13 protein-coding genes are annotated in these 15,807 nt (G+C 72.2%); all 13 read left to right on the top strand.

Annotation, left to right across the window (positions count from 1 at the left end; all coding sequences use genetic code 11):
* Window positions 1–85: 85 nt before the first annotated feature.
* The 13 genes from ACZ6Z8_RS05685 to ACZ6Z8_RS05625 all read left to right on the top strand — a co-directional run bounded on the left by ACZ6Z8_RS05685 (window position 86) and on the right by ACZ6Z8_RS05625 (window position 15,799).
* Window positions 86–526, top strand: a complete 441-nt coding sequence (locus ACZ6Z8_RS05685; protein WP_465606674.1) for a DUF2752 domain-containing protein — start codon at window positions 86–88, stop codon at window positions 524–526.
* Window positions 527–739: 213 nt separating this feature from the next.
* Window positions 740–1,546 (top strand): indole-3-glycerol phosphate synthase TrpC, encoded by an 807-nt coding sequence (gene trpC / locus ACZ6Z8_RS05680; RefSeq protein ID WP_465606672.1) that lies wholly within the window; start codon window positions 740–742, stop codon window positions 1,544–1,546.
* Between the two features lie 10 nt (window positions 1,547–1,556).
* Window positions 1,557–1,706, top strand: coding sequence for a tryptophan biosynthesis modulator TrpM (trpM, locus tag ACZ6Z8_RS05675; RefSeq protein ID WP_167395798.1), 150 nt, complete (start codon window positions 1,557–1,559; stop codon window positions 1,704–1,706).
* A 50-nt stretch (window positions 1,707–1,756) separates the two neighbouring features.
* Window positions 1,757–3,007: a tryptophan synthase subunit beta gene (gene trpB, locus ACZ6Z8_RS05670; protein ID WP_465606670.1), complete on the top strand. Its 1,251-nt coding sequence runs from the start codon at window positions 1,757–1,759 to the stop codon at window positions 3,005–3,007.
* Window positions 3,008–3,009: 2 nt separating this feature from the next.
* Complete coding sequence (gene trpA / locus ACZ6Z8_RS05665) at window positions 3,010–3,834, top strand: tryptophan synthase subunit alpha (protein ID WP_465606668.1); 825 nt, start codon at window positions 3,010–3,012, stop codon at window positions 3,832–3,834.
* 211 nt (window positions 3,835–4,045) lie between these two features.
* Window positions 4,046–4,294 (top strand): hypothetical protein, encoded by a 249-nt coding sequence (locus ACZ6Z8_RS05660; protein WP_465606666.1) that lies wholly within the window; start codon window positions 4,046–4,048, stop codon window positions 4,292–4,294.
* Window positions 4,295–4,390: 96 nt separating this feature from the next.
* The gene (locus ACZ6Z8_RS05655) at window positions 4,391–4,930 is read left to right on the top strand and encodes a MauE/DoxX family redox-associated membrane protein (RefSeq protein ID WP_465606665.1); all 540 of its coding nucleotides are present in this window, start codon (window positions 4,391–4,393) and stop codon (window positions 4,928–4,930) included.
* Between the two features lie 62 nt (window positions 4,931–4,992).
* Window positions 4,993–5,856: a DsbA family protein gene (locus tag ACZ6Z8_RS05650; RefSeq protein WP_465606663.1), complete on the top strand. Its 864-nt coding sequence runs from the start codon at window positions 4,993–4,995 to the stop codon at window positions 5,854–5,856.
* A 121-nt stretch (window positions 5,857–5,977) separates the two neighbouring features.
* The gene (lgt, locus tag ACZ6Z8_RS05645; protein ID WP_465606661.1) at window positions 5,978–7,033 is read left to right on the top strand and encodes a prolipoprotein diacylglyceryl transferase; all 1,056 of its coding nucleotides are present in this window, start codon (window positions 5,978–5,980) and stop codon (window positions 7,031–7,033) included.
* A 162-nt stretch (window positions 7,034–7,195) separates the two neighbouring features.
* Complete coding sequence (locus ACZ6Z8_RS05640) at window positions 7,196–7,918, top strand: VIT1/CCC1 transporter family protein (RefSeq protein WP_465607478.1); 723 nt, start codon at window positions 7,196–7,198, stop codon at window positions 7,916–7,918.
* A 453-nt stretch (window positions 7,919–8,371) separates the two neighbouring features.
* Complete coding sequence (gltB, locus tag ACZ6Z8_RS05635) at window positions 8,372–12,973, top strand: glutamate synthase large subunit (protein WP_465607477.1); 4,602 nt, start codon at window positions 8,372–8,374, stop codon at window positions 12,971–12,973.
* The gene (locus ACZ6Z8_RS05630) at window positions 12,966–14,426 is read left to right on the top strand and encodes a glutamate synthase subunit beta (protein WP_465606659.1); all 1,461 of its coding nucleotides are present in this window, start codon (window positions 12,966–12,968) and stop codon (window positions 14,424–14,426) included. The genes gltB and ACZ6Z8_RS05630 overlap by 8 nt, the downstream gene beginning before the upstream one ends.
* 506 nt (window positions 14,427–14,932) lie before the next feature.
* Entirely contained in the window at window positions 14,933–15,799 is an 867-nt protein-coding gene (locus tag ACZ6Z8_RS05625) for a helix-turn-helix domain-containing protein (RefSeq protein WP_465606657.1), read from the top strand.
* Window positions 15,800–15,807 lie beyond the last annotated feature (8 nt).

Below are 15,807 nucleotides of genomic sequence, written 5' to 3'. Positions count from 1 at the left end.
GGCCGGGGATTCGTACACCCGAACGGCGGGCGCGCCACGCCCGCCGTTTCTTTCTGCCCGGGCCCGGCGCGGGCACAATCGGGGCGTGAACGCCGCTCCCACCACCTCCGCCCCGCCGCCCGTGCTGCGTCGGACGGGCCCGCCGCTGGCCGCGCTGGCGGCGGTGGCCGTCCCCGCCGGGTACGTCGCGGTGGTGGACCCGAACGCCCCCGGGCACTACCCCGACTGCCCCTTCCTGGCCGCCACCGGCTGGTGGTGCCCCGGCTGCGGGGGCCTGCGCTGCGTCCACGCGCTGGCCCACGGGGACCTCACCGGGGCCCTGCACGACAACGCGCTGGCCGTCCTGCTGTTCGGCGTCCTGGGGGTGCTCTGGCTGCGCTGGGCCTGGGCGGCGCTGACCCTCGGACCGCCGGTCAGGGTCTCGGTCGGGGCGCGGCGCTGGGCGCTGATCGGTCTGCTGGTGCTGGTCTTCGAGGTGGTGCGCAACCTGCCCATCGGGGCGGGGCTGGCGCCGCCGGTGGTCTGAACGGTTCCGGCCGGTGGTTCCCGGCACCGGCGGAAGGCCGGTGGGGGCCGGTGAAGCCGCAGTTGGGAGCCGTCGAGGGGATGTCCCGTTCCGCGAGACGCGGAGCGGGCGGATGCGCTGCGCGTCCCGGGTGCCGATACCATCGAAGTGCCGACGGGCCCCCGCCCGTCCGGCTCGCGCTGGCGAACCAGCAGAAATGATGGGGGCTCCTGAGTGAGTGTGCTCGACTCGATCATCGAAGGGGTCCGCGAGGACCTCGCCGAGCGGCAGGCCCGGGTCTCGCTGGACGAGCTCAAGGCGCTCGCGGCCAAGGCCCCGGAGGCCAAGGACGGCGTCGCCGCCCTCAAGGGCGACGGGGTCCGGGTGATCTGCGAGGTCAAGCGCTCCAGCCCGTCCAAGGGCGCGTTGGCCTCGATCGCCGATCCGGCCGCCCTGGCCCGCGACTACGCGGCCGGCGGTGCCGCCGCGATCAGCGTGCTGACCGAGCAGCGCCGCTTCGGCGGGTCGCTCGCCGACCTGGACGCGGTCCGCGCCGCGGTGGAAACCCCGGTGCTGCGCAAGGACTTCATCGTCACCGCCTACCAGCTGTGGGAGGCCCGCGCCCACGGCGCCGACCTCGCGCTGCTGATCGTCGCCGCCCTGGAGCAGCCGGCCCTGGTGTCGCTGATCGAGCGCGCGGAGTCGATCGGCCTCACCCCGCTGGTCGAGGTGCACGACGAGGACGAGATCAAGCGTGCGGTGGACGCCGGGGCGCGGATCATCGGCGTCAACGCCCGCAACCTGAAGACCCTGGAGGTCGACCGCAGCACGTTCGAGAACGTGGTGCACGCCATCCCGGACGGCGTCGTCAAGGTCGCCGAGTCCGGTGTGCGCGGCCCGCTGGACGTGATCAACTACGCCAACCTCGGTGCCGACGCGGTGCTGGTCGGCGAGTCGCTGGTGACCGGCAAGGACCCGCGGGCCGCGGTCGCCGACCTGGTCGCGGCCGGCGCCCACCCGGCCGTCCGGCACAAGGACTGACGCGGCCCGGATGAAGATCGCCACCCGACTCGCCCCCGGCTGCCGCCCGCGCGGCTGCCGCGCGCCCGCACGCCGGGTGCTGGGGCGCCGGGTGCGGTACGTCATCGGCTGCGAGCCGGGCCAGGTGCCGGGGCGGCGATGGCGCGTGACGCACGGCTGAAACCAGCCGACCAGACGTCACCGTCATCCATCTCCGCAAGGGAAACCACCATGTCCGAGAAGGACTACCTGCCCGGCGCCCAGGTGCCGGACGCACGCGGCTACTTCGGCGCGTACGGCGGCCGCTTCATCCCCGAGGCGCTGGTCGCCGCGGTCGAACAGGTCGCCGAGGAGTACGAGAAGGCCAAGGCCGACCCGGCCTTCGCCGCCGAGCTCGACGGGCTGCTCAAGGACTACACCGGCCGCCCGAGCCCGCTGACCGACGTGCACCGCTTCTCCGCCGAGGCGGGCGGCGCGCGCATCCTCCTCAAGCGCGAGGACCTCAACCACACCGGCTCGCACAAGATCAACAACGTGCTGGGCCAGGCCCTGCTCACCAAGCGGATGGGCAAGACCCGGATCATCGCCGAGACCGGCGCCGGCCAGCACGGGGTGGCCACCGCCACCGCCTGCGCCCTGTTCGGCTTCGACTGCACCATCTACATGGGCGAGGTCGACACCGAGCGCCAGGCGCTCAACGTCGCCCGGATGCGGATGCTCGGCGCCGAGGTGATCGCCGTCAAGTCCGGCAGCCGGACGCTGAAGGACGCCATCAACGAGGCCTTCCGCGACTGGGTCGCCAACGTCGACTCCACCCACTACCTGTTCGGGACCGTCGCCGGGCCGCACCCCTTCCCGATGATGGTCCGCGACTTCCACCGGATCATCGGCGTCGAGGCCCGCCGGCAGGTGCTCGACCGCACCGGGCGACTGCCCGACGCGGTCGTCGCGTGCGTCGGCGGCGGCTCCAACGCGATGGGGATCTTCCACGAGTTCATCCCGGACGCCGGAGTGCGGCTGATCGGCTGCGAGGCGGCCGGCGAGGGCGCCGACACCCCCAGGCACGCCGCGACCCTGACCAAGGGCGACCCCGGGGTGCTGCACGGCTCCCGCACGTACGTCCTCCAGGACGAGGACGGGCAGACCATCGAGTCGCACTCCATCTCGGCCGGGCTCGACTACCCGGGCGTCGGCCCGGAGCACGCCTGGCTGAAGGACACCGGACGGGCCGAGTACCGGCCGGTGACGGACGACGCGGCCATGCAGGCGCTGCGCCTGCTGTCCCGCACCGAGGGCATCATCCCGGCCATCGAGAGCGCCCACGCGCTCGCCGGCGCCCTGGACCTGGGCCGCGAGCTCGGACCGGAGGCGACCGTCCTGGTCTCGCTCTCCGGGCGCGGGGACAAGGACATGCACACCGCGGCCCAGTACTTCGGGCTGTACGACGAGCCGGCCGGCGACCGCGCCGAGGGGGGTAAGTGATCATGGCTTCGAAGCTCACCGCCAGCAAGCTCAGCGTCCGTCTGGCGGCCGCCGAGGCCGAGGGCCGGGCCGCGCTGATCGGCTACCTCCCCGCCGGGTTCCCCACCGTCGACGGCGGGATCCGGGCGGTCGGCGCGCTGATCGAGGGCGGCTGCGACGTCGTCGAGATCGGGCTGCCGCACTCCGACCCCGTCCTGGACGGCGCCGTCATCCAGACCGCCGACGACATCGCGCTGCGCGGCGGGGTGCGGATCAAGGACGTGCTGCGCACCGTCCAGGAGGTCGCGGCCGCTCACCCCGACACGGCGGTGCTGGTGATGACGTACTGGAACCCGGTCGACCGCTACGGGGTGGCGCGCTTCGCGGCCGACCTCGCCGCGGCCGGCGGGGCGGGCTGCATCCTGCCGGACCTGCCGGTGGAGGAGTCCGGGGAGTGGCGCAAGGCGGCGGACGCGCACGGGCTGGACACCGTGTTCGTGGTCGCCCCCAGCAGCAAGGACGCGCGACTGGCCGAGGTCACCGCCGCGGGCAGCGGCTTCGTGTACGCGGCGGCGGTGATGGGCGTGACCGGCACCCGGTCGGCGGTCGGGTCGCTGGCCGAGGACCTGGTCGCCCGCACCCGGGCCACGACGGACCTGCCGGTGTGCGTCGGTCTCGGGGTCTCGAACGCGGAGCAGGCGGCGGAGGTCGCCCGGTTCGCGGACGGGGTGATCGTGGGGTCGGCGTTCGTGAAGCGGATCCTGGACGCCGGCGAGGACGAGGCGGCGGCCCTGGACGGTGTCCGGGCGCTCGCCGGTGAGCTCGCCGCCGGAGTGCGCAGGCGCTGAGGACTCCCGGTGACGGCCCGCCACCCCTCCGGGGGCGGCGGGCCGTTCCGCTGCGCGGGCCCGGTTCCCCGCCGTCAGCTTCGGGGCGGCCCCGAACGGGTGAACACTGACGGCGACACGCATCAGGCGGGATTGACCGGCGTTGAGTGGAGGGACGAGTGCACGGACAACGTGCACGGGGGTAGCCGAGCGAGCGAAGGGGTGAGCGCCGGTGGCGGGTCTCCATCGAGCCGTGCTGCTGCGGGCGGCGGCAGCCGCGCTGGCCCTGGGCGCCGCGGTCGGCGCGCACACCGAGGTGGGGCAGGCGCTGGCCAAACGGGGCGCCGAGCGGGCGGAGCGGGACGCGGTGGCCTGCGCCGAGGCGGCCCGCTGGGACGCGGCCGAGCGGGCGGCCGGGACACAGCACGAGGGGCGGCGGCCGGAGCTGTTCGACTCGGGGCGGCTGCCGGGCTGCCGGTGACGCAGTTGTTCGAGGAAACCGGACGGAACGTCACTCCTCCGGCTTAATTCCTGAATCCGGAGGAACCGCCCTTCATCCCTTACGGTTCATCAGGGAGTGAACGAGTTTCCCGACGGGGGTTCCCTGATGGCCGGCCCGGCAGCGCAGCCCGGTGAATCCGCGCCGGCGCGGCGGCCGCTGCCGGCCTGGAGCGAGTGGCTGGGCACGGCCGCGCGGCTCGGCCTGGCGGTGGTCTGGGGGTGGGCCGGACTGGCCAAGATCGCCGATCCGGCGGAGGCCGCCCAGGCCGTCCGGGCCTACGAGATCCTGCCCGAGAGCCTGGTCAAGCCGATCGGCTACGGGCTGCCCTTCCTGGAGCTGGCGCTCGCCCTGCTGCTGGTGATCGGGCTCGGCGTCCGGCTGGTGGCCGGGGCCTCCGCGCTGCTGCTCCTCACCTTCATCGCCGGGATCTCCTCGGCCTGGGCGCGCGGCATCTCGATCGACTGCGGCTGCTTCGGCGGCGGCGGGCACGTCGACGCCTCGCAGACCGAGTACCTCCAGGAGATCCTGCGCGACGCCGGGTTCCTGCTGCTGGCCGGGTGGCTGCTGTGGCGGCCCCGCACCCGGCTCTCGGCCGACGGCCTGCTGGCGAGCTGAACCGTCCGGCCACTCCCATCCCCGCACCAGACGAAGGCTCCCCGACCGTGGATGTCAACGCAATGAGCGAGAAGAACCGAGAAGGCAAGCGCACCGCCCGCGAGCGGATGCTGGAGCAGCGGGCGGCCGAGGAGGCCACCTCCCGGCGCAGGAAGAAGCTGATCGTCGGCGGGGCCGTGCTCGCGGTGATCGCCGCCGCGGTGGCCACCGGCGTCGTGGTGCAGAACCAGCGCTCCAAGCCGGAGACCCCGACCGCCGCCCCGGCCGGAACGATCGGCGACAAGAACCTGGTGATCCCGGTCGGCGCGAGCAACGCGCCGTCCGTCCTCACGGTGTACGAGGACCCGCGCTGTCCGGCCTGCGGCATGTTCGAGCGCGAGTTCTCGGCGACCATCGACCAGCTGGAGGACGCCGGGAAGATCTACACCAACGCCCACATCGTCTCCTTCATCGACCGGTCGCTGCCGGGCAAGGGCTCCAAGAACGGCGCCAACGCGCTGGCCTGCGCCCAGGACGCCGGGCACTTCCGGGACTTCCACGACGTGCTGTACCGCAACCAGCCGGACGAGACCAACGACGCCTTCGGCAACAAGGCGGTGCTGCTCAACCTGGCGAAGCAGGTGAACGGGCTGGACACGCCCGAGTTCCAGGCCTGCGTCAACGACAACAAGTACGGCGGATGGGTGTCGGCGGTGCAGCAGGACTTCGACAAGTCCAGCTACAAGTCGACCCCGACCGTGCTGCTCAACGGCAAGCCGATCTACCCGAAGAACGGCGACGAGGACATCACGCCGGCGAACCTGGCGAAGTGGGTGGACGCCGCCAACCAGGGCAAGCAGCTGGGCACGGCGGGCTCGAACGGGCAGACCCCGGCGCCCACCGCGGCCGCCTCGGAGGCCAACAACCCGTCACCGGCGGCGGGCTGAGCCACCGCACCGCCGTCGCCCCCCCTCCGGCCGGAGAGGGGGCGACGGCGTCCGTTGTTCGGCTTCTGTGACCCCGGGGGTGCCCGAGCGGGGCGTCCGACCCTGTAGCGTCGGAACCGCCATGGATATCGCCTACATTCCCAGCCCGTCGCGGGGCGTCCTCCACCTCGGACCGATCCCGCTGCGCGCCTACGCCTTCTGCATCATCCTCGGGGTCGTCGCAGCCGTCTGGCTCGGCAGCAAGCGCTGGGTCGCCCGGGGCGGCGCCAAGCACACCGTCGGTGACATCGCCGTCTGGGCCGTGCCGTTCGGCCTGGTCGGCGGCCGGTTGTACCACGTGCTCACCGACCACCAGCTGTACTTCGGCGAGGGGAAGAACCCCTGGAACGCCTTCAAGATCTGGGAGGGCGGCCTCGGGATCTGGGGCGCGGTCGCGCTGGGCGCGGTCGGCGCCTGGATCGGCTGCCGCCGCCGCGGCGTGCCGCTGCCGGCGTACGCCGATGCCATCGCACCGGGCATCGCGCTCGCTCAGGCGATGGGCCGCTGGGGCAACTACTTCAACCAGGAGCTGTACGGGCGGCCGACCACCCTGCCCTGGGGCCTGGAGATCCACAAGGTGCTGCCCGACGGGGAGGTCGTCAGCGGGGTCTTCCACCCGACCTTCCTGTACGAGTCGATCTGGGACGTGGCCGTCGCGCTGCTGGTGATCTGGGCCGACCGGCGCTGGAAGCTGGGGCACGGCCGGGCGTTCGCCCTGTACGTGGCCGCGTACACGGTGGGCCGGTTCTGGACCGAGTGGCTGCGGATCGACGAGGCCCACGTCTACTTCGGCCTGCGGCTCAACGACTGGACGTCGATCGTGGTGTTCATCGGCGCCGTGGCGTACTTCGTGATCGTCGGGAAGAAGCGGCCCGGGCGCGAGGACCCGGCGAGCGTCGACCCGGCGGCGCACGCCGAGGCGGAGCAGGCCGGGGAGAAGGCGCCCGGGGACGAGGCGGCCGACGAGAAGCCCGCCGGGGGGAAGGCGAAGGGCGGGGAGCCGAGCGAGAAGGTCGACGGGGAGAAGCCGTCCCGGATCGTGGACGGCGACGGGGGCGAGGAAGCGGACCCGCGGCCGGCCGCCACGGCCTCCGCGGCCGCCGAGAAGACCGGCAAGGACGCCGAGAACCCCGTCTGAGCAGGCACTTCCGCTGACTGAGGCTGCCCTTCGCGAAGCGTGCGAAGGGCAGCCTCAGCATCGTTCGGGAAGCCTTATCTTGCTGGAAATGCCCAGGTCAGGCGGGCTACGGTCGGGGTGACGAACCAAAGACCGAGGGGAAGAACCGTGACTACGAGCACCCTGGAAGCCGAGCCGGTCCAGCACCCGCGGATACCCGCGGCCGACCACCACCGGGACGTCAACGGCGGCTGGCTGCGGCCCGCGGTCTTCGGCGCGGTGGACGGCCTGGTGTCCAACTTCGCGCTGATGACCGGTGTGGTCGGCGGGGCGGCGTCCAACGGCACGGTGATCCTGACCGGACTGGCGGGCCTGGCGGCCGGTGCCTGCTCGATGGCGGCGGGGGAGTACACCTCGGTGGCCTCGCAGCGGGAGCTGGTGCAGGCCGAGATCGAGGCCGAGCGGCTGGAGCTGAGCCGCAACCCGCACGGCGAGCTCGCCGAGCTGGCGCAGCTGTACGTCTCGCGCGGGGTGGACCCGGAGCTCGCCCACGAGGTGGCCCGGCAGCTGTCCCGCGACCCAGAGCTGGCGCTGGAGATCCACGCGCGGGAGGAGCTGGGGGTCGACCCCACCGACCTGCCCTCGCCGCTGGTCGCGGCCGGCTCGTCCTTCCTGTGCTTCGCGCTCGGCGCGCTGCTGCCGCTGCTGCCGTACCTGCTGGGGGCCACCTCGCTGCTGCCCGCGCTGGTGCTCGCGGCGCTCGGCCTGTTCGGCTGCGGCGCGGTGGTGGCCCGGGTGACGGCGCGCAGCTGGTGGTTCAGCGGGCTGCGGCAGCTGGTGCTGGGCGGGGCCGCGGCCGGGGTGACGTACCTGCTCGGGGCGCTGATCGGCGGCCACGTCGGGTAGCCGGCGGGTGCCCGGGCCGGTCGACGGCCGGTCGACGACCCTGCATGGTTATGCCGGGCAGTGCGTGACGTTTCACACATGGACGTCGCGCACTGCCCGGCTTCGTCTCGTCTTCCGGCCCGTGGAGCCGCGGATTCGCATCCGGCGGGGCCGGTCTCGGAATGGATTCCCAGGCGCCCATGATCCGCTTGTGTGGCGATCCGGTTTCGCCCCTGTTTCGGGCCGTAGGTCGTTGGGCACAATCGTCAGGACGTGCACCGTGGCGCGTCCTCTTCCTCCAGCCCCCTGACCTGCGTGTCCGTCCGCCATGTGGACGGGATATTCCGCTTCTCGGGATCCTGGGCAACCATGTAACTTGCACGACATCGCACCACCGCATCAGGGCCAACGTCGTCCCTACTTGCACCAACTTGCCGAAAGACGACGACGGGAGAGCCGATGCTGTCTGCATCCATGCACTCCGCCAACGAGCCCCAGGCCGGCGCCTCCCGCCAGCCGTACGCGCTCGTGCCGGATGCGCGACCTGCTGCTCAGGGCCTGTACGACCCGCGAAACGAGCACGACGCCTGTGGCGTCGGTTTCGTCGCCACGCTGACGGGCATCGCCGACCACACGATCGTCGAGCAGGCGCTGAACGTCCTGCGCAACCTGGAGCACCGCGGCGCCACCGGCGCCGAGCCGGACTCCGGTGACGGCGCGGGCATCCTGACCCAGGTCCCGGACGCCTTCCTGCGCGGACAGGTCCCCTTCGAGCTCCCGGCGGCCGGCTCCTACGCCGTCGGCATCGCCTTCCTGCCGGACGAGGACGGCGCCGACGCCGCCGCCGTCGCGCAGATCGAGGCGATCGCCGCAGAGGAGGACCTGACCGTCCTCGGCTGGCGCGACGTGCCGGTCACCCCGGACCTGCTCGGCGCCACCGCGCGCAGCGTGATGCCCCGCTTCCGGCAGCTCTTCCTGACGCACGGCGAGAAGGCCGGCGTCGAGCTGGACCGCGTCGCCTTCGTCGTCCGCAAGCGGGCCGAGCGCGAGGCCGGGGTGTACTTCCCGTCGCTGTCCGCCCGCACCCTCGTCTACAAGGGCATGCTGACCACCGGCCAGCTGGAGCCCTTCTTCCCCGACCTGTCGGACCGCACCTACGCGTCCGCCATCGGCCTGGTGCACTCGCGGTTCTCCACCAACACCTTCCCGAGCTGGCCGCTCGCCCACCCGTACCGCTTCGTCGCGCACAACGGCGAGATCAACACGGTCAAGGGCAACCGCAACTGGATGCGCGCCCGCGAGTCCCAGCTCGCGACCGACCTGATCCCCGCCAACAAGAACGGGCAGGGCCTGGAGCGGATCTTCCCGATCTGCACCCCCGACCACTCCGACTCCGCCTCCTTCGACGAGGTCCTGGAGCTGCTCCACCTCGGCGGCCGCTCGCTGCCGCACTCGGTGCTGATGATGATCCCGGAGGCGTGGGAGAACCACGCCACCATGGACCCGGCCCGCCGCGCGTTCTACCAGTACCACTCCAACCTGATGGAGCCCTGGGACGGCCCGGCCTGCGTCACCTTCACCGACGGCACCCGGATCGGCGCCGTGCTCGACCGCAACGGCCTGCGCCCGGCCCGCTACTGGGTCACCGAGGACGGCCTGGTCGTGCTCTCCTCCGAGGTCGGCGTCCTCGACATCGACCAGCAGAAGGTCGTCCAGAAGGGCCGCCTGCAGCCCGGCAAGATGTTCCTGGTCTGCCTCAACGAGAACCGGATCGTCCCGGACGAGGAGATCAAGGCCGCCCTGGCCGCCGAGCACCCCTACGAGGAGTGGGTCACCGGCGGGCAGATCCAGCTCGCCAAGCTCCCCGAGCGCGAGCACATCGCCCACACCCACGCCTCCGTCACCCGCCGCCAGCAGACCTTCGGCTACACCGAGGAGGAGCTGCGCGTCATCCTCGCGCCGATGGCCCGCACCGGCGCCGAGGCCCTCGGCTCGATGGGCACCGACTCGCCGATCGCCGCCCTGAGCGAGAAGCCGCGGCTGCTGTTCGACTACTTCGTGCAGCTCTTCGCGCAGGTCACCAACCCGCCGCTGGACGCCATCCGCGAGGAACTCGTCACCTCGCTGCTGTCCAACCTCGGCCCCGAGGGCAACCTGCTGACCGCCGAGGCCGCCTCCTGCCGCTCGGTCGGCATCACCTTCCCGGTGATCGACAACGACGAGCTGGCCAAGCTCGTCCACATCAACGCCGACGGTGACCAGCCCGGGCTGAAGGCCGTCACCCTGTCCGGCCTGTACAAGGTCGCCGGCGGCGGCGAGGGCCTCGCCGCGCGCCTGGCCGCCATCGCCGCCGAGGCCGACGCCGCCATCGCCGACGGCGCCCGGATCATCGTGCTCTCCGACCGGCACTCCGACGCCGAGCACGCCCCGATACCCTCGCTGCTGCTCACCTCCGCCATCCACCACCACCTGATCCGCACCAAGCAGCGCACCCAGGTGTCGCTGCTGGTCGAGGCCGGTGACGTCCGCGAGGTGCACCACGTCGCCCTGCTGATCGGCTACGGCGCCGGCGCGGTCAACCCGTACCTGGCGATGGAGTCCGTCGAGGACCTCGTCGCACAAGGTGTCTTCATCGAGGGCGTCGAGCCCGAGAAGGCGATCAAGAACCTGATCAAGGCGCTCGGCAAGGGCGTGCTCAAGGTGATGTCCAAGATGGGCATCTCCACCGTCGCCTCCTACCGCGGCGCCCAGGTCTTCGAGGCCATCGGCCTCTCCCAGGACCTGGTCGACGGCTACTTCGCCGGCACCACCACCAAGCTCGGCGGCATCGGCCTGGAGGAGATCGCCCGCGAGACCGCCGCCCGGCACGCCAAGGCGTACCCGGCCTCCGGCATCCCGGCCGCCCACCGCGCCCTGGAGATCGGCGGCGAGTACCAGTGGCGCCGCGAGGGCGAGCCGCACCTGTTCGACCCGGACACCGTCTTCCGGCTCCAGCACTCCACCCGCAACCGCCGGTACGACATCTTCAAGCAGTACACCGACCGGGTGAACGAGCAGTCCGAGCGCCTGATGACGCTGCGCGGCCTGTTCCAGCTGGACGGCCTCGGCCGCGAGCCGATCCCGGTCGAGGAGGTCGAGCCGGTCTCCGAGATCGTCAAGCGCTTCTCCACCGGCGCCATGTCGTACGGCTCCATCTCCCGCGAGGCCCACGAGACCCTCGCCATCGCGATGAACCGCCTCGGCGGCAAGTCCAACACCGGTGAGGGCGGCGAGGACCCGGACCGCCTGTACGACCCCGAGCGCCGCTCGGCGATCAAGCAGGTCGCCTCCGGCCGGTTCGGCGTCACCTCCGAGTACCTGGTCAACGCCGACGACATCCAGATCAAGATGGCCCAGGGCGCCAAGCCCGGCGAGGGCGGCCAGCTGCCCGGCCACAAGGTGTACCCGTGGGTCGCCCGGACCCGGCACTCCACCCCGGGCGTCGGCCTGATCTCCCCGCCGCCGCACCACGACATCTACTCGATCGAGGACCTCGCCCAGCTGATCCACGACCTCAAGAACGCCAACCCGGCCGCCCGCATCCACGTGAAGCTGGTCTCCGAGGTCGGCGTCGGCACGGTCGCGGCCGGCGTGTCCAAGGCGCACGCCGACGTCGTCCTGGTCTCCGGGCACGACGGCGGCACCGGCGCCTCGCCGCTCACCTCGCTCAAGCACGCCGGCGGCCCCTGGGAGCTCGGCCTCGCCGAGACCCAGCAGACCCTGCTGCTCAACGGGCTGCGCGACCGCATCGTGGTCCAGACCGACGGCCAGCTGAAGACCGGCCGCGACGTCGTCATCGCCGCGCTGCTCGGCGCCGAGGAGTTCGGCTTCGCCACCGCCCCGCTGGTCGTCTCCGGCTGCATCATGATGCGCGTCTGCCACCTGGACACCTGCCCGGTCGGCGTCGCCACCCAGAACCCGGTGCTGCGCGAGCGCTTCTCCGGCAAGCCCGAATTCGTCGTCAACTTCTTCGAGTTCATCGCCGAGGAGGTCCGGGAGATCCTCGCCTCGCTGGGCTTCCGCTCGATCGAGGAGGCCGTCGGCCGCGCCGAGCACATCGACGCCCGGGCCGCGATCGACCACTGGAAGGCCGCCGGACTCGACCTGGCCCCGCTGTTCCACGTGCCCGAACTGCCCGAGGGCGCCGCCCGCCACCGCACCACCGACCAGGACCACGCCCTGGACAAGGCCCTCGACAACCAGCTGATCGAGCTGGCCCAGGACGCCCTGGAGCGCGGCGAGTCCGTCCGGTTCGAGCTGCCGATCCGCAACGTCAACCGCACCGTCGGCACCATGCTCGGCCACGAGGTCACCAAGCGGTACCGCGGCGAGGGCCTGCCGGAGGGGACGATCGACGTCACCTTCACCGGCTCGGCCGGACAGTCCTTCGGCGCCTTCCTGCCCAAGGGGATCACCCTGCGGCTGGAGGGCGACGCCAACGACTACGTCGGCAAGGGCCTCTCCGGCGGCGTGGTCGTGGTCCGCCCGGCACGCGAGGCCGCCGCCATCGGCAACGACGCCCAGAACCACGTCATCGCCGGGAACACCATCGGCTACGGCGCCACCTCCGGCCGGATCCACCTGCGCGGCAAGGCCGGTGAGCGCTTCGCCGTCCGCAACTCCGGCGCGACGCTCGTCGTCGAGGGCGTCGGCGACCACGGCCTGGAGTACATGACCGGCGGCCGGGTCGTCGTCCTCGGCGAGACCGGACGCAACCTCGCGGCCGGCATGTCCGGCGGCATCGCGTACGTCCTGGACCTGCGCCCCGCCAACGTCAACGACGGCATGGTGGGCATCGAGGCCCCCACCGCCGCCGACCGCGACTGGCTGCGCGAGACCGTGCAGCAGCACTACGAGGAGACCGGCTCCACCGTCGCCGCCGAGCTCCTGGCCGACTGGGGCAGCGGGGTCTCCCGCTTCTCCAAGATCATGCCGACCGACTACAAGGCAGTGCTCGCCGCCAAGGACGCCGCTGAGCGCGATGGCCTCTCCGAGGCCGAGACCACTCGCAAGATGATGGAGGCGGCACATGGCTGACCCCAAGGGCTTCCTGACCACGCCCAAGCAACTGGCCGAGCGCCGGCCCGTGGACGTTCGCATCCGGGACTGGAACGAGGTCTACGTCGAGCGCAGCCTCCTGCCGATCATCACCGAGCAGGCCGGCCGCTGCATGGACTGCGGCATCCCGTTCTGCCACAACGGCTGCCCGCTCGGGAACCTCATCCCCGAGTGGAACGACCTCGCCTACCGCGACGACTTCACCGGCGCCATCGAGCGGCTGCACGCCACCAACAACTTCCCGGAGTTCACCGGGCGGCTGTGCCCGGCGCCCTGCGAGTCGGCCTGCGTGCTCGGCATCAACCAGGACGCGGTGACCATCAAGAACGTCGAGGTCACCATCATCGACAAGGCCTGGGACCGCGGCGGGGTCACCCCGCAGGTCCCCGAGCGGCTCTCCGGCAAGACCGTCGCCGTCGTCGGCTCCGGCCCGGCCGGTCTGGCCGCCGCCCAGCAGCTCACCCGGGCCGGCCACACCGTGGTGGTGTACGAGCGCGCCGACCGCATCGGCGGACTCCTGCGCTACGGCATCCCCGAGTTCAAGATGGAGAAGCGCCACATCAACCGCCGCATCGAGCAGATGCGCGCGGAGGGCACCCGGTTCCGCACCGGCGTGCACGTCGGCGAGGACATCACCGGACAGCAGCTGCGCGAGCGCTTCGACGCCGTCGTGGTCGCCGCCGGCGCCACCACCGCCCGCGACCTCCCGGTGCCCGGGCGCGAGCTCAAGGGCGTCCACCAGGCCATGGAGTACCTGCCGCTGGCCAACAAGGTGCAGGAGGGCGACCTCGTCGACTCGCCGATCAGCGCCAAGGGCAAGCACGTCGTCGTGATCGGCGGCGGCGACACCGGCGCGGACTGCGTCGGCACCGCCCACCGCCAGGGCGCCCTGTCCGTCACCCAGCTGGAGATCATGCCGCGCCCCAGCGAGGAGCGGCCCGAGCACCAGCCGTGGCCCACCATGCCGATGACCTACAAGGTCACCTCCGCGCACGAGGAGGGCGGCGAGCGGGTCTACTCCGTCAGCACCACCCACCTCAGCGGCGACGAGGACGGCAACGTCCAGGAACTGCACCTCGTCGAGGTCGAGTTCAAGGACGGCCGGTTCGAGCCCGTGCCCGGCACCGAGCGGGCCGTTCCGGCCCAGCTGGTCACCCTGGCCATGGGCTTCACCGGGACGGACGTGAAGAACGGGCTGGTCGAGCAGCTGGGAGTGGACCTCGACGCGCGCGGTAACATTGCCCGCGACGGCCGGTTCGCCACCAATGTCGATGGCGTGTACGTCTGCGGAGACGCCGGCCGAGGCCAGTCGCTGATCGTCTGGGCCATCGCGGAAGGCCGTTCGGCCGCCGCCGCGGTGGACAAGTACCTGGGCGGCAAGACCCCGCTTCCCGCCCCGATCCGGCCCACGGACCGCCCCCTGGTGGTCTGACGGGCCCTGACGGTCCGACCGGCCCCACCCCGAACCCCCGGCGCCGCATCGCCGGGAGCTCAACCCGCTGCCCCCGCCAGCGTCGCCGGGCCAACGCGGTCTCCTGGCGCCTGCCCTCTTCCCCGACCAGTTGGAGGGCGGGCGCCGTCGCGTTCCCCGGGAGCCGTCCGCGGGCGCCTCCCCGGGCCCGTTTGCCGGGCGCCTCCCCGGGCCCTGTTCCCGGGCGCCTCGCCGCAACCGTTCCCGGGCGTTCCCCCGGGCTTCCCGAGTGGTTTCCGCGCGCTTCGGACGCGTTCCCAGGCGGCTCTCACGTTCGCTCTCACCCGCCTCTTACCGGCGCCCCCACCTGCGCCTTCGCAACCGCCCCGGGAACCGCCTCACAGCTTCCTCCCAGGCTTCGCACAGCGGCCGGATCGTGCCCCGGAACGGACTGTTGTTCGTCGGTGCCAGGTGGCAGACTGCCGCCGACGGCCGGGGGGCTGCGCGAGTGCGGAGGTTGACTTCGAATGGGCACGACTCAGGCAGGCGGAGGCGCCACCGTACGGCGCCTGCTGCTCGGCAGCCAGCTGCGCAAGCTCCGCGAGACCAGAGGCGTCAGCCGCGAGGAGGCCGGGTACTCGATCCGCGCCTCCGAGTCCAAGATCAGCCGGATGGAACTCGGCCGGGTCGGCTTCAAGGAACGCGACGTCGCCGACCTCCTCACCCTCTACGGCGTCGACTCCGAACAGGAACGCGCCAACGTCCTCGGACTCGTCCGGGAGGCCAACGCCACCTCCTGGTGGCACGACTACGGCGACGTGCTGCCCGCCTGGTTCCAGAACTACCTCGGACTGGAGGAGGCCGCCGCCGAGATCCGCAGCTACGAGGTCCAGTTCGTCCACGGGCTGCTGCAGACCGCCGACTACGCCCGCGCCGTCATCGCCGCCGGCTGCCACGGCCTCCAGGACGAGGAGATCGAACGCCGGGTCGAGGTCCGCCGCAAGCGCCAGGACCTGCTCACCGCCGAACACCCGCCCGAGCTGCTCGCCGTCCTCGACGAGGCCGCGCTGCGCCGCCCCTGGGGCGGGCCGGAGCTGATGCGCGGCCAGCTCGACCGGCTGCTCGAACTCGCCGAACTGCCCAACGTGCGGCTGCAGGTGCGCCCGCTCGGCGGCGCCGCGCTGAGCGCCGAGAGCGGCGCGTTCAGCGTGCTGGGTTTCAGCGAGGCCGAACTCGCCGACGTGGTCTACCTGGAGCAGTTCACCACCGCGCTCTACGTGGACAAGCCCGCCGAGGTCGCCTCCTACCGGCAGGCGATGGACGGGCTGCTCGCCGAGAGCCTGGAACCCTCGGCGACCCGGAAGCTTCTGCACTCCGTACGCCAAGAGCTTTGACACGTCAG

The organism is Kitasatospora sp. NPDC101108, from assembly GCF_055584725.1.
This window is presented reverse-complemented; position numbering and strand designations above follow the sequence as displayed.